This window comes from Pseudomonas sp. AC247, assembly GCF_979258015.1.
The window spans coordinates 5,048,564-5,073,779 of the sequence record NZ_OZ409829.1 but is presented as its reverse complement, the minus strand read 5'-3'; the positions used below and the strand labels follow the sequence as shown (position 1 = coordinate 5,073,779).

General features: G+C 59.9%; 16 protein-coding genes. 7 read left to right on the top strand and 9 right to left on the bottom strand.

Features of this window, described 5'->3' with window-relative positions:
- Positions 1-115 precede the first annotated feature (115 nt).
- The 5 genes from cobG to ACZZ0B_RS23035 all read left to right on the top strand — a co-directional run bounded on the left by cobG (position 116) and on the right by ACZZ0B_RS23035 (position 12,017).
- On the top strand, positions 116-1,414 hold the full coding sequence (gene cobG / locus ACZZ0B_RS23055; protein ID WP_463546312.1) for a precorrin-3B synthase: 1,299 nt from the start codon (positions 116-118) through the stop codon (positions 1,412-1,414).
- Entirely contained in the window at positions 1,407-2,033 is a 627-nt protein-coding gene (locus tag ACZZ0B_RS23050; RefSeq protein WP_008078150.1) for a precorrin-8X methylmutase, read from the top strand. Before cobG ends, ACZZ0B_RS23050 begins: the two co-directional genes overlap by 8 nt.
- Complete coding sequence (locus ACZZ0B_RS23045) at positions 2,030-2,764, top strand: precorrin-2 C(20)-methyltransferase (protein WP_008078151.1); 735 nt, start codon at positions 2,030-2,032, stop codon at positions 2,762-2,764. Before ACZZ0B_RS23050 ends, ACZZ0B_RS23045 begins: the two co-directional genes overlap by 4 nt.
- Positions 2,764-4,464 carry a precorrin-3B C(17)-methyltransferase gene (cobJ, locus tag ACZZ0B_RS23040; RefSeq protein ID WP_008078152.1) on the top strand — a complete coding sequence of 567 codons (1,701 nt, stop codon included), beginning with the start codon at positions 2,764-2,766 and terminating at the stop codon, positions 4,462-4,464. The genes ACZZ0B_RS23045 and cobJ overlap by 1 nt, the downstream gene beginning before the upstream one ends.
- 638 nt (positions 4,465-5,102) lie before the next feature.
- Positions 5,103-12,017 (top strand): TcdA/TcdB pore-forming domain-containing protein, encoded by a 6,915-nt coding sequence (locus ACZZ0B_RS23035; protein ID WP_463546311.1) that lies wholly within the window; start codon positions 5,103-5,105, stop codon positions 12,015-12,017.
- A gap of 64 nt (positions 12,018-12,081) precedes the next feature.
- Here ACZZ0B_RS23035 and ACZZ0B_RS23030 read toward each other — a convergent pair whose 3' ends face one another.
- Positions 12,082-12,882 carry a hypothetical protein gene (locus tag ACZZ0B_RS23030; protein WP_463546310.1) on the bottom strand — a complete coding sequence of 267 codons (801 nt, stop codon included), beginning with the start codon at positions 12,880-12,882 and terminating at the stop codon, positions 12,082-12,084.
- Positions 12,883-12,981: 99 nt separating this feature from the next.
- On the opposite strand from ACZZ0B_RS23030, the gene ACZZ0B_RS23025 reads away from it, so the two are divergent.
- Both ACZZ0B_RS23025 and ACZZ0B_RS23020 read left to right on the top strand, forming a co-directional pair.
- Complete coding sequence (locus ACZZ0B_RS23025; RefSeq protein WP_463546309.1) at positions 12,982-13,800, top strand: hypothetical protein; 819 nt, start codon at positions 12,982-12,984, stop codon at positions 13,798-13,800.
- A gap of 52 nt (positions 13,801-13,852) precedes the next feature.
- Complete coding sequence (locus tag ACZZ0B_RS23020; RefSeq protein ID WP_008078158.1) at positions 13,853-14,536, top strand: hypothetical protein; 684 nt, start codon at positions 13,853-13,855, stop codon at positions 14,534-14,536.
- Between the two features lie 35 nt (positions 14,537-14,571).
- Here ACZZ0B_RS23020 and ACZZ0B_RS23015 read toward each other — a convergent pair whose 3' ends face one another.
- The 8 genes from ACZZ0B_RS23015 to prmA all read right to left on the bottom strand — a co-directional run bounded on the left by ACZZ0B_RS23015 (position 14,572) and on the right by prmA (position 24,962).
- A complete protein-coding gene (locus tag ACZZ0B_RS23015; RefSeq protein ID WP_008078162.1) occupies positions 14,572-15,168 on the bottom strand; it encodes a MarC family protein in 597 nt (198 codons plus the stop codon).
- A 47-nt stretch (positions 15,169-15,215) separates the two neighbouring features.
- Positions 15,216-17,993 (bottom strand): hybrid sensor histidine kinase/response regulator, encoded by a 2,778-nt coding sequence (locus ACZZ0B_RS23010; protein ID WP_008078166.1) that lies wholly within the window; start codon positions 17,991-17,993, stop codon positions 15,216-15,218.
- 99 nt (positions 17,994-18,092) lie between these two features.
- Entirely contained in the window at positions 18,093-19,388 is a 1,296-nt protein-coding gene (gene purD, locus ACZZ0B_RS23005; protein ID WP_463546308.1) for a phosphoribosylamine--glycine ligase, read from the bottom strand.
- 174 nt (positions 19,389-19,562) lie between these two features.
- Entirely contained in the window at positions 19,563-21,170 is a 1,608-nt protein-coding gene (gene purH, locus ACZZ0B_RS23000; RefSeq protein ID WP_440094966.1) for a bifunctional phosphoribosylaminoimidazolecarboxamide formyltransferase/IMP cyclohydrolase, read from the bottom strand.
- Positions 21,171-21,253: 83 nt separating this feature from the next.
- Positions 21,254-21,574: a DNA-binding transcriptional regulator Fis gene (fis, locus tag ACZZ0B_RS22995; RefSeq protein ID WP_003221275.1), complete on the bottom strand. Its 321-nt coding sequence runs from the start codon at positions 21,572-21,574 to the stop codon at positions 21,254-21,256.
- Positions 21,571-22,581: a tRNA dihydrouridine synthase DusB gene (dusB, locus tag ACZZ0B_RS22990; RefSeq protein WP_008078180.1), complete on the bottom strand. Its 1,011-nt coding sequence runs from the start codon at positions 22,579-22,581 to the stop codon at positions 21,571-21,573. Before dusB ends, fis begins: the two co-directional genes overlap by 4 nt.
- Positions 22,582-22,766: 185 nt before the next feature.
- The gene (locus tag ACZZ0B_RS22985; RefSeq protein ID WP_463546307.1) at positions 22,767-24,053 is read right to left on the bottom strand and encodes a DUF3426 domain-containing protein; all 1,287 of its coding nucleotides are present in this window, start codon (positions 24,051-24,053) and stop codon (positions 22,767-22,769) included.
- Positions 24,054-24,083: 30 nt separating this feature from the next.
- The gene (prmA, locus tag ACZZ0B_RS22980; RefSeq protein WP_008078183.1) at positions 24,084-24,962 is read right to left on the bottom strand and encodes a 50S ribosomal protein L11 methyltransferase; all 879 of its coding nucleotides are present in this window, start codon (positions 24,960-24,962) and stop codon (positions 24,084-24,086) included.
- Between the last annotated feature and the right edge of the window lie 254 nt (positions 24,963-25,216).

Sequence of the window (25,216 nt, the reverse complement as noted above, 5' to 3'; positions counted from 1 at the left end):
CGCCGTTCCGACGGGCAGACTTTTCATGCCACCGGACAAAGCAGGCATAATACCGCGCCTTCGCCCGCGAAGCGCCTTTCCCACGCAGCCGGTCCGCCCCTTGAACGAACGCCCGATGTCCACCGCCTTACGCCCCTCGGCCTGCCCGGGGTTGCTGCGTATCGTCCAGGCACTGGATGGCGGCATCTGCCGGATCAAGCTCAATGGCGGCTCGATCAGCGCCGATCAGGCTGACGCGGTGGCCGAGGCCGCCAAGCAGTTTGCTGGCGGGGCCATTGAGGCAACCAACCGGGCCAATCTGCAGATTCGCGGGATCGGTGAGCAATCCGCTGCGCTGATCGAACGTCTGCTCGCCGCCGGGCTCGGCCCGCGCACCGCCGCCGGTGATGACGTGCGTAACCTGATGCTCAGCCCGGCTGCCGGCATCGATCGGCAGATGCGCGTCGATACCCGCGCACTGGCCGAGCAGATCCTCGACACCTTGCAGAGCCATCCACGCTTTCATGAGTTGAGCGCCAAATTCGCCGTGCAACTGGACGGCGGCGAAGCGCTGGCGATGCTCGAACATCCGCATGACCTGTGGTTGTCGGCGTTCGAGCGCGACGGTGAACGATTGTGGGCGTTTAGCCTGGCCGGATGCCCGACAGATCGCGCCATCGGTGCGGTGGCGGCGGAGCATGGTCATGCGCTGGTGGTCGCTGTGCTGGAGTTGTTCCTGCAACTGGCCCGCCCCGAGCAAACACGGATGCGGCATTTGCTCGATGAACGGCCGATGCCGGGCTTTCTCGACGCACTGAAAACGCGCTTGCCGATCGAGCCGATTGGCGATTGGCAGCGCTGCGCCGTTGCGCAAGATCTGCACATTGGTGTTCATCCGCAAAATACCTCGGGGCGGGTGTACATCGGCGCCGTGCCAGCGCTCGGGCGTCTTCATCCGGCGATGTTGCGCGCGGCGGCGCAACTGGCTCGCCAGTATGGTGACGGCAGCCTGCGCTTCACCCCATGGCAAAGCCTGCTGCTGCCCAATGTTGAAACGGCCGACGCGGCGATTGTGCTTGAGGCGCTTGAACAGTCGAACCTGCTGACCCGTACCAGCGAAGCGCTGACCCGTCTGATCGCCTGCACCGGAGCCAGCGGATGCGGCAAAGGCCTCGCTGACACCAAACAGGACGCGCGCCATTTGGCCACGCTGCTGCCATCGGGCGTCAGTGTGCACCTGAGCGGTTGCCCGCGCTCCTGTGCCGCCGCCCATCGTGCACCGGTGACCCTGCTGGCGGTCAGCCCCGGTCATTACGACCTCTATTTTCGCGATGCAACGCAGCCGGGTTTCGGCGCGCTGCACGCACGCAACCTTACTATTGAAGCGGCCGCGATATTGCTCGACGTCCGCGCTCGGAGCCCCCTTGATGCTTGATTACATCCGCGACGGTCAGGAGATCTATCGCAACTCCTTCGCGATCATTCGCAGCGAGGCCAATCTCGCGCGAATCCCGGCCGATCTGGAAAAACTCGCGGTGCGGGTGATCCACGCCTGCGGCATGGTCGAGGCCATTGACGGTCTGCAATTTTCCGAAGGTGCCGGCAAGGCCGGGCGCGAGGCGCTCGCCGCTGGCGCGCCGATCCTGTGTGATGCGCGGATGGTCTCCGAAGGCGTGACCCGTGCGCGTCTGCCGGCCAACAACCCAGTGATCTGCACCCTGCGCGACGACAGCGTGCCGGAACTTGCGCGTGAACTGGGCAACACTCGTTCCGCCGCCGCACTGGAGCTCTGGCGTCCGCACCTGGAAGGCAGCGTTGTGGTGATCGGCAACGCGCCGACCGCGCTGTTTTACCTGCTGGAAATGCTCGATGCCGGCGCACCGAAACCGGCGCTGATCCTCGGCTTCCCGGTGGGCTTCGTCGGCGCTGCCGAATCGAAAGCGGCACTGGCCGCCGACAGCCGCGGCGTGCCGTTCGTGATCATGCAAGGCCGCCTCGGTGGCAGCGCCATGGCTGCGGCTGCCGTCAACGCCCTCGCCACGGAGATCGAATGATGCAGGCTCAAGGACGTTTGATTGGCCTGGGCGTCGGCCCCGGTGATCCGGAACTGATTACCGTCAAAGCCCTGCGTTTGTTGCGTGAGTCGCCGGTGGTCGCGTACTTCGTCGCCAAGGGCAAAAAGGGCAATGCGTTCGGCATCATCGAAGCCCATTTGCAGGAAGCGCAGAACCTGCTGCCGCTGGTCTACCCGGTGACCACCGAAGCGCTGCCGGCGCCGCTCTCCTATGAACAGGTGATCAGCGATTTCTACGATGAAGCCGCCGAAACGGTGGCCGCACACCTGGATGCCGGTCGCGACGTCGCAGTGATTTGTGAAGGCGATCCGTTCTTCTACGGTTCCTACATGTACCTGCACGATCGCCTCGCCACGCGCTATGAAGCGCAAGTGGTGCCGGGCGTCTGCTCGATGCTCGGCGGCGCTTCGGTGCTGGGCGCGCCGTTGGTGTATCGCAATCAGAGCCTGTCGGTGCTCTCCGGCGTCTTGCCTCATGAAGAACTGAAGCGCCGTCTGGCCGATGCCGACGCCGCCGTGATCATGAAGCTGGGGCGCAACTTCCCGAAAGTCCGTCAGGTGCTCGAAGAACTCGGTCTGGCCGAGCGTGCGCTGTATGTCGAACGCGCGACCATGGCCAATCAGAAGATTGTGCCGATGGATCAGGTCGAGCCGATGTCCTCGCCGTATTTCTCGCTGATCATCGTGCCCGGCGAACGGTGGCAAGGCTGATGACTCAATCAACGCCAGCCATTGTCATTCTCGGTCAGGGCAGCCTGGCCACGGCCCGTCGCGTTCAACAAGTCTATCCGGCGGCGCAGATCCATGGCCTCGCCGGGCGGGTCGAGGGCGCCGATTGCAGTTATCAGGAGTTCGGCGCAACCCTGCGCGCGCTGTATCAGCAGGACACGCCGATCATTGCCTTGTGCGCCGCCGGCATTGTCATCCGCACGCTGGCGCCGCTGTTGCTGGAGAAGGGCGCCGAGCCTGCCGTGCTCGCCGTGGCTGAAGACGGCAGCGCTGTGGTGCCGCTGCTCGGTGGCTTGGGCGGGGTGAACGTCATGGCGCGGGAAATCGCGGCGGCGTTGCAAGTCGCCGCCGCTATCACCACCAGCGGCGAATTGCGCTTTGGCACGTGCCTGCTCAACCCGCCCAGCGGTTATGCGCTGGCGGACCTGGAGTCGGGCAAGCGCTTTGTCTCGGATCTGTTGGCCGGGCACAGCGTGCGTATCGAAGGCGCGGCGCCGTGGCTGGATCAGGCGCAGTTGCCGGAAGATCCACAGGCGCAGCGTTCGATTCATGTGGGCAGTGCCGCGCGTCAAGCGAGCGCCAATGAATTGCTGATCTATCCGCGCAGTGTGGCGGTGGCGATCAGTGCCGACGTTGGGGATCTGCCGGAAGCTGTTCGCGCGGCGTTGCTGCACGCGAACATTGCGCTGCCATCGCTCGCCTGCCTGCTGGCCGCCGACACTGAAATGGCCTCGATGAACTTGCACGAGGCAGCGCTTGAACTCGGCGTACCGCTGCGGTTTGTCGCCGCGCAAAGTGACCTTGCCGCATTGGCAGCCGTTGCCGTATCTGACGCAAAGATCGTCACTGCCGACAACCTTGCCGTCGCGATTGCCGAGCAACCGCTGGACGTTGCAACGATCGGTCGTCGACGCGGGCGTCTCGCCGTCATTGGCCTCGGCCCCGGCGCTGCCGAACTGATGGTGCCGGCGGTCAAGGCCGAACTGGCGCGCTGCACCGACGTGCTCGGTTATGAAACCTACGTACGCATGGCCGGCCCGTTCCGCGATGACCAGGTGCAACATTGCACCGACAACCGCGAAGAAATGCAGCGCGCCCGCCACGCCTTCAGGCTGGCGGCCGAGGGCCGTTCGGTGATCGTGGTGTCGTCGGGTGATCCGGGCGTATTCGCCATGGCGGCGGCGGTGCTCGAAGCGTTGCACGAGTCGGATGATCCGGCCTGGCACAGCGTCGACCTGGAAATCCTGCCGGGTGTCTCGGCATCGCTGGCCACTGCAGCACAGGCCGGTGCGCCGCTGGGGCACGACTTCTGTGTGATGTCGCTGTCGGACAACCTCAAGCCGTGGTCGATCATCGAGAAACGTCTGGACCTGGCTGCGGAGGCGGATCTGGCCTTGGCCTTCTACAACCCGATCTCCAAGGCTCGGCCGTGGCAGTTGGGCCGCGCGCTGGAAATCGTCGGCCAGCACCGCACAGCGCAAACCCCGGTGGTACTGGGGCGCGACATTGGCCGACCAGGGCAGACACTGCGCGCCACGACGCTGGGGGCGCTGACCCCGGATCAGGTGGACATGCGCACGATGGTGCTGATCGGCTCGTCCACCACCTGCACGTTCCCGCGTGCCGACGGTAGCAGCTGGGTTTACACCCCACGCTGGTACGGTGAAAAACCCGCCTCCTGAAATCATGCGGCCCGCGCTGGGCCGCCTATCCCTTCCTGCGTCAGCCTCGCTCAGGTATTTATTCGCTTATCGCTGTAGGCATCTTCCTGAATGCCGACGTAAAGCCAGCTGGCGGGTGCAGGTTTTTTTACATTGGGTTGTCAGTCTATTTACTGCCTTGATTGAAGTTGTTTCCGACTGATTGCAGATGTAAGTAATGTTTTTGTTGTTTTACGCTGTGAGCGCTATTTGCGTGCTGGCTTGAAATTCATATTGTGTATTGTGTTTCCATGCCGCTGTTTATTGATTCGACATGTAGCCGTGTTCCTGAAAACAATTGAATTCCTTGTGGCTTGATCGCGTTGGCGGGGAGGAATAGTTTTTCCTTGTTCAAAAGGTCAAAGCGGCCTTGTGTTACTCAAGTCAATGGTTGATAAAAGGGATTTTAGTGTATGAGTGAGTCAGAAGTCTCGCCGGCGAACGGCTATGTTGAATTTGTAGAACTTTTTAAACTGCAAACGCTGGAAGATGCATTGTCGGCCTATAAGAGCAGTAAGCAGCATGACGCGATCTTGCGTTATTACGCCGGCTGCGTTGCGGCAGATACGGCCTCTGAATTACTTGAGCCGGTGAGATTGTTACAGCAGGCGCTTGCCTCGTTGACTGATTCTCCTGGTGGTCGCCGTCGACGTTCAACAGAGCCCGCTGCTCCTGTAGCGGAAGAAACCAAGGCTGATGCGGAGTTGACGGTTATCAGCAACAGAATCGATGAATACGCCACTCGCCTGGCCAACAGCGTCGAGCAACTGAATGCCTCGGCCAGGGAAGTGGTGAAGTTGCAGCACTTTGTCTGGCTTGGCGGCGGGATCGGCGATATCCAGCGTGATTACATCAATGTCTGGACGCAGGTGCTGGGCCCCGAAGGCTATGCCTTCAAGCTTTGGTACGACAGTGATGCACTGCTGGTTCATGAAACCAATCGGATTGTGGTGGAAGCGGCAAAGGCTGATGCCATGGCGGCCGGAGGCGCAAGCGTTTCCGCGGGATATGATTTGGCCGATCTCTACGAAGCGCGTCTGGAAGTTTTGAAACTACAACTGTTCGAGCATGTGCAGGCGGGAAAATCTGGCGCCGATGAAGCGCGAATAGACTTGCTGGTACGTGCTTACGGTCAGGACGAAACAAGGCTACGAGAGCTGCGGCAGAAGAACCTGGTGACACTGCAGGCCATGAACCAGGATTTTTTGCGGTTAGTTGATGTGCGTGAGAAGGACTATTCATTCCCGCTTGTGGATATCTATGAACGTGAATTGAACATGCGTGGCAATCTGGCGGCGGCGGGCGATGTTCTACGCTACCAGGTGTTATTCAATGAAGGCGGAACTTACAGCGATGTAGATTACTTGCCGCCGTTCAAGAAGATGCTGGGCGAAGTTCACGTCGATATGATCCGGGGAGATAAGCCCGCGCTGGCGGTACTGCAATTGATCCTTGATCGTAACCCGCATTTTATGCCTGGTCGTCAGGCTTTACGCGACCGCTACAACAGTTATGCAGAGGATATTCCGGCGGAGTTATTACCTGAAATTGAGGCGTTTGCTGCCAGCGGCCCTTTGTTGAAGGACGTGTTTGCCGCCCCCGAACCTCGTGTAGCCATTCCAGACGCATTGCGGGCTGCTTACGTTGATAATTCCGCTTTGAGCAATGCTTTTTTGATCGCTCACGCAGGCGCGGCGAGTTTGGAGGCTGTTACATCGCGTGTGCGATTCATGTACGAGTTGATGGATCAGTACAGAGATGCATTGATTGAGCAGCGAGTACCTGCGCTCGACGGTGACACCCAAATTCGGATTGCTACTGATGTGATCGTTGGCGCACCGGGGTTTAATGAGCTACCTCGTGAAATTCAGCACTACCTTCAGGCTCGAATACAAGATCTCCTCGGTTACTTTGGCGAAGGGGTGACACCCAATGCCAAAGGCACCATTCATTTGACCGGGCCGGGCGTCATGCGCACGGGGATGTCAGTCTACGAAGCAGCCCATTTCACGCCCCGCGCTGCAGCGGTGTTCAGCGAGCAGGCGAAGTTGCAGGACGGGTTCAACTACTTCACTGAAGAAGAGCAGGATCACAGCTGGCACGAGAAGTTTTCTGACTTCGAACAGTGGCGTTTGAGTGAACAGAAAAAATCGCAGGAAGGCGTATTCAAGGCCCGCTATGTCGGCGATGTCGCTGAGCTGCTCAAACGCCAGAGCATCGAATTCGATGAAGGCTGGCCCGTCATCGAAGGTCGTTATGTGCTGGCAACCGATATCCTTCAGGACCTCGCCGAAGGGCTTGGCGAACCTTTCTTGCGGGCGATGCGTGAAGGCTTCACCGGCACCGTGGGCTTTGCCCGTCTGGTGCCGCTGGGTTTTGATCAGCGTCAGGCCATTGTCGCGCAGAAGGCCAACGTCTTCGCCCCTGCTTCAGGCGCTACCGCAGAGACGCGCGATCTGCCACTGGATGAATTCCTGCAGCGATACGCCAAGGGCACGTTCGGGCTAGAGCAACTCAGTCCTTGCCAGCGCCTGTTGCTCGGCTCGTTGCTGGGTGCGCCGAGCCTGGACAAACACAGCTTTGAAGCGCTTGTCGTGGAACTCGATAACATCGCCAACGGTGTTTCGGAGCTGGGCATCTCAAATCGTTATGCGGTCATCGAGCGTGAGCTGTTCAAGCGTCAGGCACCGGCGTTTCTCGCCGGGCTGAAACGCCCGCCGGCCTCGCCTCCGGCCCATGATGAAACGGCATTGGCGTTGAAGAAGTATGCGCTGGAGCAACCACTGACACTGAGTCAGTGGGGGGAACATGTCGCGCGCATCCAGCAGGTGGCGAAGCTCGAGTTTCGCGACCGTATCGTCGAGCGCCTGAGTGATGTGCTCGACAGCTTCCACGGTGCCGACACCAAACTGGTGCCTCAGGATCTGTTGCTGGAAGGGGCGGGCGACACCATCGGTGGCCGCTGCTACCCGCTGGCGCTGGTGATGGCGGCTGCCCTGCATCAGGGCGCTGACGCCATGAACACCCTGCGCGAGCGTTTCTACCTGGGCGTGATCGAGCCTTCTGATCGCGACTCGATGGCGTTTTTGCAAGTACTTGAAGAATTGCGCGATGAAAGCCTGGCTGATTCCGGCAGCGCCCTTGAGCGTTCAACGCTGGAGCAGGTGGTGGGCCTGCTGGAGGACGCCGATGCTACTCGCACGATCATGCTCAACTCTGACAATCACGCCATGCTGGTCGCTAAAACGCGGACTGGCGAGGGCAGCGCCTATCAATTTTACGATCCCAACTTTGGCGTCTTCGAATTTGCCCAGGCGCAGCCGTTTCGCGAGGCGTTGGAACGCTTTTTCATTGAGCATGAAATGGCTCGTCACTACGCCACGTTCGGCGAATTGTCCGCACCGACATTTGATCTGATCGAGCTGAATGCTGAACGCGTCGGGGCGCTCGTCGTGCCGTCGGGGTTGCAGGTGAACGAACTGCTGGCGCCGGGAGCACTGCGCGAAAGGCCGCTGTTGCCCGGGCGCCAGCGCCTGACCAGTGCGCGCGGGCAGTCGCTGGTGAGCAACATCAATCTGGGCAACAGTCTGCGTGATCTGGACGGTCACTGGTGGGCACAACAGATCGAGCAGGCCACCCGCCAACTGCAAATCGACAACCAGCTGACAGCAAGCTTTGCGCCGGTGTTTGATTCGCTGGAGGTGACGCCGACCGGTGACTATCACCTCAGCCTGGTCAACCTCGAGGATCCGCAGCAGTGGGTGAAAGTCACCACCCGCGATCATGGGTTCTTGCGCATCAAACAGTTCTTGAGCGAGCGTTTTGCCAGTCTCGCCCGACAGCCTGTGTCCGCTGGCAGTCCGCCGGATCCGACCGAAGCCGGCAGCGTCCACACCCTCAACGCCGGGTTTACCATTCAGGCACTGATGCATGCACTGCGTTCGCGCGAGGTTGATACGCGGGAGCTGACCATGGCGGTGCGTTTGCACGCCTACATCAACTACGCGCAGTTGCTGCACGGCAACCTGGTGGATATCGCCGGTGTCATCCAATTGGTGCGTCAGGCGCTGGCACAGGAAAAACTCATCGCCCAAACCAGCTCCTCGGTGGTCGGTGAAGCCCTCGGGCATGCCGCCGGCGAAGGCGTTGGCGCGGTGTTGGGGCTGGCCAACGTCGGGTTTGATATCTATCAGTTGAGCGAGGCGGGCAGTGATGCCGAGAAGGCGCGCTTCAGCACACAACTGGCGTTTGACTCCGCCAGTTTGCTGGTCACCGGTTCCGGACTGATCGCGGCAGCCGCCGGCGCAGGCACAGCGGCGGCGGTGCTCGGCGGCGCCGGGGTGATTCTGGGTGGACTGGCCATCGGTGTCGGCGCATTGGTTGAAGGATTCGCCGGTATTTTTGAACGGGCCAGACAAGTCGGGTTGTTCTTTTACGAGTTCGATAAAGCCGTGCGGCAGGGCGGTTATCGTCTGGATCCGCAGAGCAAGGCGTGGACGGCCCACGCCTCGCTGGTGGTCGAGTCCGTTGACCTGCTGACCGGCCAGCTACGCCTGGGCAGCCCTCAACTGTTTCCGCTGCGTGATCATTTCGGTGTTCCGGACTACGAGGTCGATTTCACCCGTAGTGTGGATATTCGCCAAGGCCTGGAGTTGCCGCAGACGTTGGCTTTTTCGCCGCAGGCAGGCGACTTGATCGTCCTGCCCTGTACGCCGAAAACCTGGTATGGCTACGGCTACAAAGCCTTTCCGTTCGCCAATGAATTACACACCGAAGGCTTCGAGCTGGCGCGTCGCCTGGAGAAACCCGAGGCCGATGGCAAGCGCAGGTTTCTGTTTTCGTTCTACTCGTTTCCCAGTGAGTACCTGGTCGCAGACATGGCGCCGGTCTACAAACCCTCATCGATTGAAGTGCGGCTGGACACTGTCGAACGAACGCTGGTGGTGCCGGTGTTGCCGAAAAACTGGCACGGCTTGATCAGTTACGACATTGAGGGCTGTGGAGCGCCGTGTACTTTGTTGCTCAATCCCGGGGTCAGCCTGACATTCGCCGGCACTCATATGGCCACCACACGCTGGACATTGCTGGCGAGTTGGGCGACGCAAGCCGATGTCAGCTTGTCCGGCGACCGGCTGGATATCGGTGAGATGAGCCTGTGCTTCGACGACGTCAATCTGCATGAGGTCAGCCTCAAACTGGCCGATCAGGTTCTTCGCGTCGACTTCACGCAGCAGACGTTGCTGCTGGTCTCGGCAGATCTGCAGCCGGGCATGATGGACCCGCGCACGCTGCATGGGCACTTCAAGAAACTCGCCCATGAGCATCGCCTGGCGTTGCCTTACACGCCGGTGCATAACTATCGGGTGCCCTTCGAAGACCCTGGCCAACCGCGCGACACGACGGCGTTCTACGACGCCCGGGAGGATCGCTTCATCTACATTCGCGATGAAGACCTGCCGTTAGCCGATGAGGCCCAGTTGGGTATGGTCATGGGCCAGGATGCGTTCTTTTATCAACCCGACAGTTTCCTGGTTTGGCAGGTCGATGTCGTCACCGGTCTGATCAGCCATCACTACCGTCTGCTGGCGAGCGTCACGGGTAGCCGCATCACTCGCTGCGAGCCTGTTGCCGGTGGCGCCGTACAGGTGACGCAGGAGATACCTCGCGCCGGTCAGGCTGCAGATGTGCTGAGCTACCTGATCCGCGATGGCGAGGTGTATCTGACTTCATTGGTACGCGGGCCGGACAGTGCATTGCAGGCGCTTTTCAGTGCGACACCGACGTTGTCCGACTGGTCGCTGGTGCTCGGTGAATTCTATAAATTGCGCGAGCGCGAACACACCGCAACCGCTGTCGTCGTCAATTGGCAGCCGGCGCCGATAGTCTCGGTCTGCTGGGCGATCGATTCGAACCAGCGCGATATGGCGTGGGTGCGTCATGAGGATCGTTTGATCATTCGTCCGCCGGCGCGGCGGCACCATGACCGTGGTTGGGCCGACTTGATCAAGAATATGCAGGACCTGTTGTTGATAGTGCCCGCAGACGGACAGCAGGATCTGTTCGTCGTGTACGACAAACTGCACAAACGCCTGTTGCGCTTGCAGCGCAATCAGAGCGAGCAAGCGGGGGCACACTGGTCGCAGGCAAATATCTGGGTCGACGGGTTGCAAAACATTCTGGCCACAGACCACGGTTACGTGGCGCTGAGTGAGAACGGGCTGTGCTTCGACGTGACGAATGATGGTCAGCTGGCGCTCAGTGGCCTGGCCGAATCGTGGTTCAAACAGCGCCCTGAGTGGTGGGCGCGCTTGGCAGAGGTCGCGGCGCAACATCCCGTTACCCGTTTTGCGCTGCTGGGATTGAGCAACGCCGCCGGTGATGCAAAGTTGTGTGCCTGGTACGTCGACGATCGTTTGTTGCTCGCCGACCTGGGGCCGGGTGCCCATGTGCGTCTGCTCGGGGTTACGCCGGACCGGCAGGCCGCCTGGTTGTTCGAGGTTGATAGCGGCGTCATCTATCGCCAGGGTTTCATCGCGGCTGATCGACTGTCAGCAGCGTTCGGTCAGGGGACTCGGCTGTTACAGGCTGACAGACTGCCGGCACCCCAACGGCTGTGGGCGGATTGGCCTTTTGTCGATGTGACAGCCAAGGGTGCAGAGCTTAGAGGCGTTACTGCGCAAGGTCTGATGTTGACCTTGCAACAGGACCAGCCCGCGTTGCTGACCGGCGTCGAAAGCCAGTGGGTTTCGACGCATGAAGACAGGTTGCTGGCTGACCTTGCGGCACTGGCGAACTCCCATCGACACGTGGATTTCCTGTCCGTCGACACGCCGCAGAAAGTCCAATGGTACGTCGCCGCCAGCGGGCAGTTGCTCGGGGTTGATCGTGCCTTGCTGCAGCCTTCCAGTGCTTTGCTTGGGACGCGGCAGCAAGGCCATGCACTGATGATTCATGACCCGGCGCGGGGTGTGGTTCAAGCCTTTCCGGGCGAAACCCGAATCGGGCCACTGCCTTATGCTCGACGTGACACTGACGTGATGACGCTGGAAGGTCAGCAGTTGATCGGCGATGTTTTGCCTTTGCTTCCCGACGATGTCAAAACCCTGGTATTGCGCCTGGGGCAGGGCGCCGTGACGTATCGACTGTCGCGGGGGGCCTGGCTGAGGCTGGATTCGCTGGTGCTCGATTGCCGACCGGCCTTGGCCGGTAAGCCAGCGATTCCCGGCAAGTTGATCTGGGAGCTGGATGATCCCGGCAAGTTGCTGCTGAGCATCGTTGGCCAACATCTGGTGCTGATCGAACCGGACAGTGGTCACGCGGTGATCATCCGGGAAGCCTGCGCAGCTGATGTCAGCTTGCGTGGCGAGGTTGTCCTGGCGTTTGCCGGCTATCGCTCGCTGCTTGTGTCTGCGCTGGTCGCGGCGATCGCTGATTTGGGGGCCGCCGCAACAGGCGTGTCGCTGGATGAACTGGTGGGGCGTGCGACCAATTCGGTCGAGGTGGCGCCTGCCGACCTGGATGCCTTGATCGATTGAAAATGACGCCATTGTGCGTGCCCCGGTTTGGCCAGCGCCGCCAAACCGGGTTTTCCTGGCCGGTTTATGAGCGTTTCTTGCGCAAGGCAAAGCGCTGTGCAGTCAGTTTTTTGCGTAAAACTTCAAATAGACGCATTTTTTGTTCATCAAGGATATTTCGATCAAGAACAAAAAAAGCCTTGCGTTGAAGGAGGGTCGTCGATGTCTCCTCCCACTTCCAGAATAGAAACTTGCTTTGCTTCACTTTGCTGATCAGTTCGAGTTGGAAGACCGCCAGATGAAGATTTCCTTTGGAATCATAATGAGTGGGGGCCACTTGAAAGCGCCGCCCCATGGAACTCTCTTTATCGAATGAAACCAGGGCCGTCTCGTCCGAACTCAATGCGTCCAAGGTATCAATCATCGCGTTTCCCTGAGGGCGGCCATTGAATAATTCAATATTTTGCACCAAATGATCGGCGATGGTCCCGGAGATATTGTGTTTTTGGGTCTCTGTATATCGCCCCCCGTCCAAGGCTTTCCATCCAAAATATTGCAGGTTGGAATAGTACTCTTGAGCCCACTCCAGAGAATCGCCAAAACGACTGGTACTTCTTTCGGAGAGCATTGTTACGATGCGAGTGCAATCCGTCAGATAGTCATAATCTTCTATCGGCAGGCTTCCGATGAGCGAGATCAAGTTGTGGTTTTCGAGGATGCCCGTTGGTGTTTCGTTGTTCATTGTTTTCTCTTTAGGGTTAAGTTCTGTTCGGTGTGGTGGCTGTTTGTTGTGGTTGATATTGGCAAGTATTACTGGTTCTGGCTTGAAGTTGTTGTGAGAAATTATTTGTTGGTTGTGTTGGCGTTCTAGGGTGGTTAATAACATTGTGAATTAACTTGATGTTGTTGGTTTTTGTTTGATGGGTTAGTTTCGTTTTGCGCTGTCACTTCGATGCGTTATTAATCAAAAGGAGTTTGAATTTTTATGGAATGCAAGATTTCGTGTAAAGAAAGCAACGCACTGGTCAAGGCACGTATTGGCAAACGCCAGTCGCTGCCTGTGGAGGTTTTCCGTAGCGCCCGTGTGCAGGCGTTCGGCGCCGTCGATCCAAACAGCCCGACCAGGGATCTGGACGCTATCGTATTGGCCAATACCCTGGTGGGTTACGGTGACAATATCTCTCTGGAGAACATGGCGATCATCGAAAACATCATCAAGTTCTCCAAGCTTGAAGCCAACTTTGAAGTTCCTGGGAACGATCCTGAAGCGTGGTACCGCGCCTTTGTACAATGCATGGAAGATGCCGGCTGCTTCGTGGCCGACTCCGGTTATTCGGTATACAAGAAAAGCACCCAGCAACTGACCATGGATAATATTGTGGTTGATATTGTCAAGGCCGGCATCGCGGCAGCCAAAGCGGCCATTCCGGGGGCAACAGTGCTCTCGGCAATTACCGACTCGACCCTGGATGCCTTGAAGAAAGAGCCGGAAGCTATCAATCTGCTGAATCGTGAAGTGACCAAGGATAAAGGTGTTCGGCTTGCAGTAATGCCGTGCGATCAACTAAAAAATGGAATTATCCTGACGTCGCTGTCGTCGATCGACAGTGTGGGCGGCGGGAATGAAACTTCGCCGTTGTTTTTCAACTGGAAAACAACCAATCGCAGCATCTTTCGCGGCAGTGCTTACATCACTTTCAATCCGTTGCGTTATGCAGACTTGAAAGGCGATCTTGAAGAGTACCTGGGCGAGCACTTCAAGGCCGCACTGAGCAAACGCTTCCAGCGCCGTAAAACCAAGTAATCCGTAGAGACAGGCTGCCGGCACTATCGCCGGCAGTTATCGGAGTAAATAGATGAACTACTCGGTTTATGTCAATGCGGGCGTGCTTCTGGTGGTATCCAGCGCCTTGCCGTCGACGATCAAACAGGATGTGCTGGACACGTTGGCATTTGCCCGGCTGGCGGCTGACGAAGATGTGCCGCAGGGCGTGCAGGATTCACGGTGGTTCGACATCTACTCGGGGATCCTGTCGGCCTGTGGCTGGAGTTTTTTCGCCGAGCAGCAGACTGATCTAGCCCTTTTGGGGCCGGAGTCGACTGTTTCAGGCCAGGAGGAAATGCTCGAGTTGGCTGAAACCCATTTGCCTTCCGGGCAGGGGCTGTTGATCTCGGCGGCTTTGCGCAGGCTGGCGTCAGCCTCCAGCGATGCGGCGCTGATGCAAAGCCTCAAGCGTCATTGCTTGTCCGCAGAGGCCGGGAGCGTGCGGTTCAGGGCAATGGCCGGGGTGGTCGAGGCGGGTGGTTTTCTCGGCATGGTGTCCGTGTCATTCGACACGCAAGGCAAAATTGACCCGTGTTATTGGGAGAGTGGGGCTGCGCGGCACACGCCCGTCGGCAACGTCATTCGCCGTGGTTATTCGGCCCGTTTCAATCAGGCTTTATACGACGAATTCAGAGCCGACACACGGGAGTGGCTGGCGGCTGAGTTACATCCACCCTCGGTCGAGATCGGCCCGTTGTTCAGCGAAAAGCACTGACCTGTCGCGTGACGACACACCTCGACGTTCGGGGCTTATGGCACCAGGTAGCCTTTGACCCCGGTGAAGATGATTTGCGCGGCCAGCGCACAGACAAACAGGCCCATCAAACGGCTGACGATCTGCAGACCCTGATCGCCGAGAATTCTCTCGATCCGGTTCGACAGGTACAGCACCACGCCGACGGTGAAACTGGCCAGCACAATACTCAGAATTGCCGTGAGCTTGTCGTCCCAGTGCGGCTGGCTCACGCCCATCACCAACAGCGCCCCGATGGTGCCGGGGCCGACCGTGATCGGAATGGTCAGCGGCACGATGGTCACGTCCTGCTGCACGTTATCGGCCTGCACCGCTGATTTGCCCTGCGCCATGCCCAGCGCCGAAATGAACAGCACGCTACCGGCGCCGATCCGGAACGCGTCAACGGTAATGCCGAAGACGTCGAAAATCACCCGCCCGAACAAGTACAGCAGGACACTGGAGATCAGCGTGGCGAGGGCCACTTTCCAGGCCAGGCGCCGTTGTTCCTTGCGTGAATAACCACGGGTGAGGGTAATGAAGCACGACAACACGAAGAACGGGCTGTAGAGCACCAGCATCTTCAGGTAAACACTGAACAACACGTGGAGCATGGTGCTGGCTCACTGGCGAGGGTAGTCGTGGGGGAGTCTATCAGGCGCTACGACGGTTGGGTTGTCGCTCGATTCTGCTGATCGCGCTCAGCCACCCAATGCTCGATCAACTCACGCAACTGCGACAACTCCACCGGTTTGGACATGTGCCCGTCCATTCCGGCCTGGCGTGCACGTTCCTTGTGTTCGGCGAGGATGTGCGCGGTCAGCGCGACGATCGGCGTGCGGATACGCTGATTGCTGACTTCCCAGGCGCGGAGTTGCTGGGTGGCGGAGAACCCGTCGAGGATCGGCATTTCGCAGTCCATCAGCACCAGGTCGTAACGCTGGGCTTTCATCGCTTGCAGGGCTTCTTCGCCGTTGCTGGCGGTGTCCGGCTGCAGGTTGAGCTTGCCGAGCATGCCGCGAATCACCTTGGTCGAAATCGTGTTGTCTTCGGCGACGAGGATGCGGAAGTCGCTGGGTACTTTGGCGGCCGTGGCGGCGGTCACCACCTGCGGCTGGAACACCACCTGACCTTTGTTGCGCTGGTTGAGCTCGTCCGCCAGCGTGGTCTTGAGGGTATACCCGGCCACTGGTTTGGCCAGAATGCGCTTGATCCCCGAGTTGCGCGCGATGATCTTGCTCGGCGCATTGCTGATGCCGGTGAGCATGATCAGCAGGATGTCGTGATTGAGGCTCGGGTCTTCCTTGATCTTGGCGGCCAGTTGCATGCCGGTCATGCCGGGCATGTTCTGATCGAGCAGCACCACGTCGAAGTAATCGCGCAGGTGCGCCTTGGTGCGCAACAGCGCCAGCGCTTCCTTGCCCGACGGCACGGCACTGACATTCAGGCCCCAGGCGCTGCACTGCTGGACCAGCACTTTGCGGCACGTGTCGTTGTCGTCGACCACCAACACGCGCGCGCCTTGCAGCGGGCTGTCGAGGTCAGAGGTCGGGTGTTCGAGGCGATCAGGATCGAGCGGCAGGGTCAGCCACAAGGTGCTGCCCTGAGTGGCGCCGCTCTTGATGCCGAATTCGCCATGCATCAAACGAATCAACTGGCGGGCGATGACCAGGCCGAGGTTACCGCCCAGACGGTTGGCCGAGAGGAAGTGCTTGCTGTGCAGTTCGGCGTGCATCAGCGCGTCGCGCTCTTCCTGTTCCATCGGTGCGCCGCTGTCCTGCACAGCGATGCGCAGACGCGGTTTGCTGCTGCGCTCGTCGAGGGCGACGACGATCAGCACTTCACCTTCCTCGGTTTTCTTCAGGGCGTTTTCCAGCAGGCTCAACAGTGTCTGGCGCAGACGCGTCGGGTCGCCGCTGATCACGCGCGGCACTTGCGGCTGGATGAAACTGATCAGCTCGACATTCTGCTGTTCGGCCTTGGCGCGGTAGATGCTCAGGCAATCGTCAATCAGGGCGTTGAGGTCGAACTGCACGTCATCGAGTTCAATCTGCCCTGACTCGAGTTTGGAGATGTCGAGGATCTCGTTGATCAATGTCAGCAGCTCGTTGCCGGCGCTGTGGATGGTCTGCACGTAGTCGCGTTGCTTGACCGACAGCGGTGTGCCCAGCAGCAGTTCCGTCATGCCCAGCACGCCGTTCATCGGCGTGCGGATTTCGTGGCTGATCTTGGCGAGGAATTCGGCCTTGGCGTTGATTTCGGCGTTGCTCGCGGCAAGGTCGCGGCTGACGCTGAAGCGGCTTTCGGTAATGCTGCGCTGACGTTCGCCGAGGGCGATGCTCATCAGCAGGCCGCTGATGCAGATGAACGCCATCAGCGTCATGATCAGGCCCTGCGGCGACACCAGTGTCAGCCCCAGCAGCGCAGGCAGGATGATCAGCGTGCCGATGTTGAACACGACCATGGCGGCGACGAACAGGCGCGCCGGGCGGTAGCCCTTCTGCCAGTGATAAAACGCAACGAACAACATGCTCAGCCCGGCCAGTGCCACCAGCGCGTAGGTGATTATATTCAGCGGCAGCGTGTTGACGAATAACAACAGCAGGCTGCATGTCACGATAAACAGGATGTCGCCCAACAGCAGCTTGTTCAGCGGGTGCGGGCCGAGCGGGGCGAAGAAGCGGTAGGCAAACATCAACCCGGCCGGGGCCGTCAGCAGCAGGGCCAGATAGGCGCCCGGCGTCTGGATTGCATGCCAGTTCGGCAGCCAGGGGCCGGCGAGGTTAAGCAGCAGCAGCAGACTGAGCCCCAGCAAACCTTCGCAAACCGCCAGCCACAGGCTGCTGCGCGAGCGCGAATAGGCGTAGCGCACCAGGTTGTGCAACAGCAGCATGCCAAGGCAGCCGAACAGCAGGCCGAAGATCAGCGTCTGGTTGTGATTGGCTGCGCTCATCACCGCCGATTGCAGGGTGACGTGCGGGCGCAACTGATGGTCGGAGACCATGCGCAAATAGATATCGAGGGGTTTGTCGCTTTGCGGCAGCGCCAGCAGGAAGTCGCTGCTCGGCAACGGCCGTTCGGCCTGGGGCTGGTCGGTGCCGGTGTTGCGTTGTTCGATCAGCTTGTCGCCGTCGAGCACGTACAGACTGAGCTGCGACAGGTCGGGGGCAAAGATACGCAGCACTTGTTCATGCTTGCCCGGTGCCAACCGAAAGCGCAGCCACTGTGCGCCATTGGGCTCGGACGCGGTGAGGCGATCAAGTTCAATGGGGCTGAATTGATTGGTGTAGCGAGCGGAACGGATGTCGCTAAGTTGCAAATTGCCCTGATCGTCAAGCAATACCGACCAGCCACTGCCTTGCGCGGCCTGGGCCGGAAGCATGCAGAGCAAAGTCAGCAGCGTGACGGTGAAGCTTATGGCAATCCTGAGCCAGCGCACGGCGAAATCCCTTCGTAGGTTGATGCCAGAATATAACGATGCGCGGCGGCGGAACAGCCCGGCAGGGAATAGCCTCCCCCGCCAGGCTTGATCGACAGCTTATTCCTGGGTTTCGCCACGTTCACGGGCAATGGCGCGGTAGCCAATGTCCTTGCGGTAGAAGCAGCCTTCCCAGTCGATGGCCGCTGCCAGCTTGTACGCTTGCAGCTGAGCTTCACCCACGCTTGCACCCATCGCGGTGGCACAGAGTACGCGACCGCCGGCGGTGACGACGTTGCCGTCTTTCAGTGCGGTACCGGCGTGGAAGACTTTACCTTCCAGCTTCGCCGCTGCATCCAGACCGTTGATCGCCGCGCCCTTGGCGTAGTCGCCCGGGTAACCGCCGGCGGCCAGTACGATGCCGACGCTCGGGCGTGGATCCCACTGCGCTTCAACCTTGTCCAGCGCTTGCGCCAGCGCGGCTTCGACCAGCAGCACCAGGCTCGATTGCAGACGCAGCATCACCGGTTGGGTTTCCGGATCGCCGAAACGGCAGTTGAACTCGATGACTTTCGGGTTACCGGCCTTGTCGATCATCAGACCGGCATACAGGAAGCCGGTGTAGACGTTACCTTCTTCAGCCATGCCGCGCACGGTCGGCCAGATCACCAGATCCATCACGCGTTTGTGTACGTCGGCGGTGACCACCGGGGCAGGGGAGTAAGCACCCATGCCGCCCGTGTTCGGGCCGCTGTCGCCGTCGCCAACACGTTTGTGGTCCTGGCTGGTGGCCATCGGCAAAACGTTTTTGCCGTCGACCATGACGATGAACGACGCTTCTTCGCCGTCGAGGAATTCTTCGATGACCACGCGTGAACCGGCGTCACCGAAAGCGTTGCCAGCCAGCATGTCGCGCACCGCGTCCTCGGCTTCAGCCAGAGTCATGGCGACGATCACGCCTTTACCGGCGGCCAGGCCATCGGCCTTGATCACGATCGGTGCGCCTTTTTCACGCAGGTAAGCCAGGGCCGGCTCGATCTCGGTGAAGTTCTGGTAGTCGGCAGTCGGAATCTTGTGACGGGCGAGGAAATCCTTGGTGAAGGCTTTCGAACCTTCCAGCTGTGCAGCGCCGGCAGTCGGGCCGAAGCAATCCAGACCACGGGCGCGGAACAGGTCAACAACGCCAGCCACCAGCGGCACTTCCGGGCCGACGATGGTCAGGGCAACGTTTTTCTCGGCGAAGTCGGCCAGTTGCTCAAGGGCCAGCACGTCGATGGCGACGTTCTCGCACTTGGCTTCAATGGCGGTGCCAGCGTTGCCTGGCGCGACAAAAACCTTCTGCACGCGCGGATCCTGAGCCACTTTCCAGGCCAGGGCGTGTTCACGGCCACCGCTGCCAATGATCAAAACATTCATTTCAAAAACCTCAAAATTCTGTGGGCGCTACCAAACCTCAGCATTCAAACCCTGTAGGAGTTGCCGAAGGCTGCGATCTTTTGATCTTGCTTTTCAAAAACAAGATCAAAAGATCGCAGCCTCGTTTTACTCGTCAGCTCCTACATGGCTCCTGCGTGCAGAGGGAGCGGGGAATCAGTGACGGAAGTGGCGCATGCCGGTGAAGACCATGGCGATGCCGGCTTCGTCAGCGGCGGCAATCACTTCAGCATCACGCATCGAGCCGCCCGGCTGGATCACCGCAGTGATGCCGACCTTGGCGGCGTTATCCAGACCGTCGCGGAACGGGAAGAACGCGTCCGAGGCCATCACCGAACCGGCCACTTGCAGACCAGCGTGCTCAGCCTTGATCGCCGCGATACGCGCCGAGTTTACGCGGCTCATCTGGCCCGCGCCGACGCCGATGGTCTGACGGTTCTTGGCGTAGACGATGGCGTTGGATTTAACGTACTTGGCAACTTTCCAGGCGAAGATCAGGTCGTGGATTTCCTGTTCGGTCGGCGCACGTTTGGTCACGACTTTCAGGTCATCGGCGCTGATCATGCCGATGTCACGGCTCTGTACCAGCAGGCCGCCGTTGACGCGTTTGTAGTCCCAAGCCGAAGCGCGGTCAGCCGACCACTCGCCGCAGGCCAGCAGGCGCACGTTGGCTTTGGCCGCAACGATGGCGCGGGCTTCTTCGCTGACGCTTGGGGCGATGATCACTTCCACGAACTGACGCTCGACGATCGCCTTGGCGGTCTCGGCATCCAGTTCACGGTTGAAAGCGATGATGCCGCCGAACGCCGATTCGGTGTCGGTGGCGTAAGCCAGTTCGTAGGCCTGACGGATGCCGCCTTCAGCGTCCGGGCTGACCGCCACGCCGCACGGGTTGGCGTGCTTGACGATGACGCAGGCTGGCTTGACGAAGCTCTTCACGCATTCCAGCGCAGCGTCAGTGTCGGCCACGTTGTTGTACGACAGCTCTTTGCCTTGCAGTTGGGTCGCGGTGGCGATGCCGACTTCGGCAGGCTTGGCTTCAACGTAGAACGCTGCACTCTGGTGCGGGTTCTCGCCGTAGCGCATTTCCTGCGCCTTGATGAACTGGCTGTTGAAAGTGCGCGGAAATTCGCTGCGACCTTCAGTGCTCAGGGTTTCAGCGGCCTGGTTCACGGTGCCCATGTAGTTGGCGATCATGCCGTCGTAGGCAGCAGTGTGTTCGAAGGCCTTGAGCATCAGGTCGAAACGCTGAGCGTAGGTCAGGCCGCCGGCCTTGAGGCCTTCCAGCACGCTGGCGTAATCGCTGGCATTCACCACGATCGCGACGTCTTTGTGGTTTTTCGCTGCCGAACGGACCATGGTCGGGCCGCCGATGTCGATGTTCTCGATCGCGGTCGGCAGGTCGCAGCCTGGTTTGTTGATGGTGGCTTCGAACGGGTACAGGTTGACTGCCACCAGATCGATCGGCTTGATGCCGTGCTCGCTCATGATTGCGTCGTCGATACCGCGACGACCGAGGATGCCGCCGTGGATTTTCGGGTGCAGGGTTTTCACCCGACCGTCCATCATCTCGGCGAAACCGGTGTAATCCGCGACTTCCACTGCGGCAACGCCGTTGTCACGCAGCAGCTTGAACGTCCCGCCGGTGGAGAGGATCTCGACGCCCAGAGCTTCAAGCTCCTTGGCGAATTCGAGGATCCCGGTCTTGTCGGAAACGCTGATCAAGGCGCGGCGGATCGGCAGGCGGGTAGTCTGGTCGGTCATCTCAATTTCCATCAAAAGCAAAGGAAGTCAGCAAAAAAGGCGACCGTTTTTTACGCGGGCGCCTTTCTGGTTTGATTGAATGCTTACAGCAGATCGTACTGCTTGAGTTTCTTGCGCAGCGTGCCGCGGTTGAGACCGAGCAGCTCACTGGCCTTGGTCTGGTTGCCCTTGACGTAGTTCATCACGCTTTCGAGCAGGGGCGCCTCGACTTCGGAGAGCACCAGGTTGTACACATCCGTGACGGATGCGCCCTCAAGGTGGGCGAAATAATTGTGCAGCGCCTTCTCGACACTCCCGCGAAGGGTCTGGCCTTCTTCGCTCGGGGTATTGAGGTGCTGTTTCAAATTCACGTTGTCGCTCACGGGTGCTGTTCCACTCACTAAAGTCTCGGTCATCATCGTCATGCGGCCACCCCTTCTTCGTCCCCTGTCAGGCTCTTGTAATGCTCGGCGAAGAACTCCCGAACATTGGCGCATTGTGTTTCCGTACCATCCAAACGATTGAAGTGGGCGCGAAACTCCTTGGCGCCCGGCAAGGTTGCGAGATACCAGCCCACATGCTTCCGAGCAATTCGCACGCCCATCACGTCCCCATAGAAAGCGTGAAGTGCGGCCAGATGCTCAAGCAGTATGTGTTCCACCTCGATCAGCTTCGGCGCCGGCAATTTCTCGCCGGTACGCAGGAAGTGTTCGATCTCGCGAAAAATCCATGGCCGCCCTTGGGCGGCACGGCCTACCAACAGGCCATCGGCACCGGTCGCATCAAGCACGTAACGGGCCTTCTCCGGCGAATCGATATCGCCATTGGCAAACACCGGAATCGACACGGCCTGCTTGATCGCGGCAATCGTGTCGTACTCGGCTTCACCCTTGTACAGATCGGCGCGCGTGCGGCCATGCACGGCCAGCGCGGTGATCCCGGCCTGCTCGGCGATCTTCGCCACGGTCAGGCCGTTCTTGTTGTCGCGATCCCAGCCGGTGCGGATCTTCAGGGTGACCGGCACATCAACCGCAGCCACAACGGCCTGCAGGATCTCGGTCACCAGTGCTTCATCTTTCAACAACGCGGAACCGGCGGCCTTGTTACAGACCTTCTTTGCCGGGCAACCCATGTTGATATCAATAATCTGTGCGCCCAGCTCTACGTTGGCCCGGGCTGCATCCGCCAGCATCTGCGCGTCGCCACCGGCAATCTGTACCGAGCGTGGCTCGGGATCGCCTTCGTGGATCATGCGCATGCGCGACTTGCGGGTGTTCCACAAGCTCATGTCGCTGGTGACCATTTCCGAGACAACAAGCCCTGCGCCCAGACGCTTGCACAGCTGACGAAAGGGCTGATCGGTGACACCCGCCATCGGGGCGAGAATCAAGCCGTTCTGCAATGTGTATGGGCCGATGCGTACCGCCGACATAGGACTTCCCTGAAGTGGGGCCGGATCATGAGAGTTCGAAAAAGGGTTGGCATGATACCCGCTCTCGATGACTGGATAAAGGCTGAATTGAACAAAATCTGAACAGTTATTCTGTTATTGCCAGCGGTTTGGTTACGCGCTGCAAAGTCAGAAAACTGCCGTCAATTCAGAAACGATGAAGCGATTCACTCGGGCGAGTGGAAACTCAGGCTGTAATTCACCGCTTTGGGGCCTGGATCGAGAATATCCAGCGCGATGTGGATCGGCGTCTGCGGCGGCATTTCCGCCAGGCCTTCGAGATCACCGCTGAGGTATTCGCCGGGTTTGAAGCGACGACTGGCAATCAAGTGACCGTTGAGATCGGCAAAGCGCAGTTCCAGCAGCGGAAACGGCTGGGAGAACGTCGCACGGTTATAGATGATTGCGTCCACCACCAGGGCGCCACTGAATTCGGGATGGCTGCGCACCACCAGGTTGCTGCTCTTGATCCTGGCGATGTCTACCTTCGACGGCACGCTGCAGCCGATCTGCGGGCAAATCTGCTGGAACCACGGACGGTATTGATCCTGTCGCGCCAGTTCGTCGAAATGATAAGACACGTATTGGGCGACGAGACCGCCCGCCGCCAGCAGTACCAACAATAGCCACAGCAGGCGTCGGCCCCATGGCGAACGGCGCTTCTGCCAGTCCAGTTGCAGCGGGTCGTCGGTCAGGTCTTGCAATACTTCAGCGCGGACGCCCGGCTCGGCGCGGTCACGTTTTTTGCGCGACGGTTCGATCGTCGGCAGGTCGTCGTCATCGCTTTCGTCGCTGGCCGTGAAGCGTTCGCGACGGACCTTCGGATCAATCGGATCGTGCAGGCGCAGTTGCGGAATGGCCGGTTCGTCGTCCAGATCCACCGGTTCCAGCGACAACGAAGGCTCGGTGCGTGCGGCTTTGACCGGCTCGATGTCGACGGTTTCTGGCTCGTCTTCTTCGTGTTCGGCAGTGTGCTCATCGGAGCGTGCGCTGAACAGGCTGTCGCGCCAGAGCGTTTCATCCGGTTCAGGGCTATCGCGGCGTGCGCTCAGGGAATCTTCGCGTTGACGACCGAATTCGGTGGTCGGCTGGATTTCCCGTTGTTCGAGGCGAGCGAGTTCTTCGTCCAGATCGAGGCTGTCAAGATCCAGCTCCGAGGCGCTCCACTGCTTCTGGCTGATGGCACGCGGCGCCACTGGCTCAATAGCTGGCGGCTCGACAACAGGAAGTTTGGCCAGGCTCGGCGGCTCGGCGGCAGGCAGCTCGGCAAGCGGCGGCGCGACCGCTGTCACCGCGTCCTTGCCGGCGTGTTGTTCCAGCAGCTGCTTGGCCGCGTTGAACACTTGCAGGCAGGAGCCGCAGCGAACCACCCCGCGGGCCACGCTCAATTGAGCGTGGCTGACACGGAAGCTGGTTTGGCAATGCGGGCACTGGGTGACGAAGCTGTCGGTCATGCGGCGATCCGGATTATGCAGGCGGTCATTCTAGCGCCGACGGCCGGTGATGCGCACCCAGCCATCGCGATTGGCGATCGGATCGAGATCGAAGTCCTGCGCGTAAGCGGCGGCCACTTCATCGCCTTGCTCGGCAAGGATGCCCGACAGCGCCAGACGGCCACCGGATTTCACCAGGCTGGACAACTGCGGCGCCAGCGAAACCAGCGGGCCGGCGAGAATATTGGCGACCAACACGTCGGCTTGCACTTGCGGCAGATCTTCCGGCAGGTACAGCGGGAACAGTGCTTCGGCAATATTGTTGCGCCCGGCGTTGTCGCGCGACGCTTCCAGCGCCTGCACGTCGATGTCGGTGCCAACAGCTTCTTTCGCGCCGAGCAGCAGGGCAGCGATGGCCAGAATCCCCGAGCCGCAACCAAAATCGAGCACGTTGCAGTCTTTCAGGTCCTGACCGTCGAGCCATTCCAGGCACAGCGCGGTGGTCGGGTGGGTGCCGGTGCCGAAGGCCAGACCCGGATCCAGCAGCAGGTTGACTGCGTCAGGTTCCGGCGCGGCGTGCCAGCTCGGCACGATCCACAGGCGCTGACCGAAACGCATCGGCTCAAAACCGTCCATCCAGCTGCGTTCCCAATCCTGATCTTCGATGACTTCGCTGTGATGCTCGGGCAGCGGGCTGCCGGTCAGCAGTTCCAGATGGGCCAGAACCGGTGCCGGTTCAGTGCCGCCTTCGAACAGCGCCAACAAATGAGTGTGCGCCCACAGCGGGGTGGTATTGAGTTCCGGTTCGAAGATCGGCTGATCTTCGGCGTCCATGAAGGTCACCGACACGGCGCCCACTTCAAGGAAAGCGTCTTCGTAGGTTTCGGCTTGTTCCGGGCTGATGGCGAGACGTACTTGCAGCCAAGGCATGGCGGGCACCTTTGAAAAATATTGATTGCAGCCTAGCGGCCGGCGAGAAGCGCGCAAGTTTACGCGAGCGCAGGCGGTTTGTGGGAGCTGGATTTGTAGCGCCAATCCCTTGTAGGAGTGAGCCTGCTCGCGATGGCGATGTTGCCGTCAACATAAATGCTGAATGTGCCGGCCTCATCGCGAGCAGGCTCACTCCTACAGGGATTTATGCAATCTGCAGAAACAACAAAGCCGCCCGAAGGCGGCTTTGTCTG

Bases quoted from the DNA above. Each gene is read 5' to 3' on its own strand.
- cobG (WP_463546312.1), top strand. From the start codon at position 116: ATGTCCACCGCCTTACGCCCCTCGGCCTGCCCGGGGTTGCTGCGTATC.
- ACZZ0B_RS23050 (WP_008078150.1), top strand. From the start codon at position 1,407: ATGCTTGATTACATCCGCGACGGTCAGGAGATCTATCGCAACTCCTTC.
- ACZZ0B_RS23045 (WP_008078151.1), top strand. From the start codon at position 2,030: ATGATGCAGGCTCAAGGACGTTTGATTGGCCTGGGCGTCGGCCCCGGT.
- cobJ (WP_008078152.1), top strand. From the start codon at position 2,764: ATGACTCAATCAACGCCAGCCATTGTCATTCTCGGTCAGGGCAGCCTG.
- ACZZ0B_RS23030 (WP_463546310.1), bottom strand. From the start codon at position 12,882: ATGTTATTAACCACCCTAGAACGCCAACACAACCAACAAATAATTTCT.
- ACZZ0B_RS23025 (WP_463546309.1), top strand. From the start codon at position 12,982: ATGGAATGCAAGATTTCGTGTAAAGAAAGCAACGCACTGGTCAAGGCA.
- ACZZ0B_RS23020 (WP_008078158.1), top strand. From the start codon at position 13,853: ATGAACTACTCGGTTTATGTCAATGCGGGCGTGCTTCTGGTGGTATCC.
- ACZZ0B_RS23015 (WP_008078162.1), bottom strand. From the start codon at position 15,168: ATGCTCCACGTGTTGTTCAGTGTTTACCTGAAGATGCTGGTGCTCTAC.
- purD (WP_463546308.1), bottom strand. From the start codon at position 19,388: ATGAATGTTTTGATCATTGGCAGCGGTGGCCGTGAACACGCCCTGGCC.
- purH (WP_440094966.1), bottom strand. From the start codon at position 21,170: ATGACCGACCAGACTACCCGCCTGCCGATCCGCCGCGCCTTGATCAGC.
- fis (WP_003221275.1), bottom strand. From the start codon at position 21,574: ATGACGATGATGACCGAGACTTTAGTGAGTGGAACAGCACCCGTGAGC.
- dusB (WP_008078180.1), bottom strand. From the start codon at position 22,581: ATGTCGGCGGTACGCATCGGCCCATACACATTGCAGAACGGCTTGATT.
- ACZZ0B_RS22985 (WP_463546307.1), bottom strand. From the start codon at position 24,053: ATGACCGACAGCTTCGTCACCCAGTGCCCGCATTGCCAAACCAGCTTC.
- prmA (WP_008078183.1), bottom strand. From the start codon at position 24,962: ATGCCTTGGCTGCAAGTACGTCTCGCCATCAGCCCGGAACAAGCCGAA.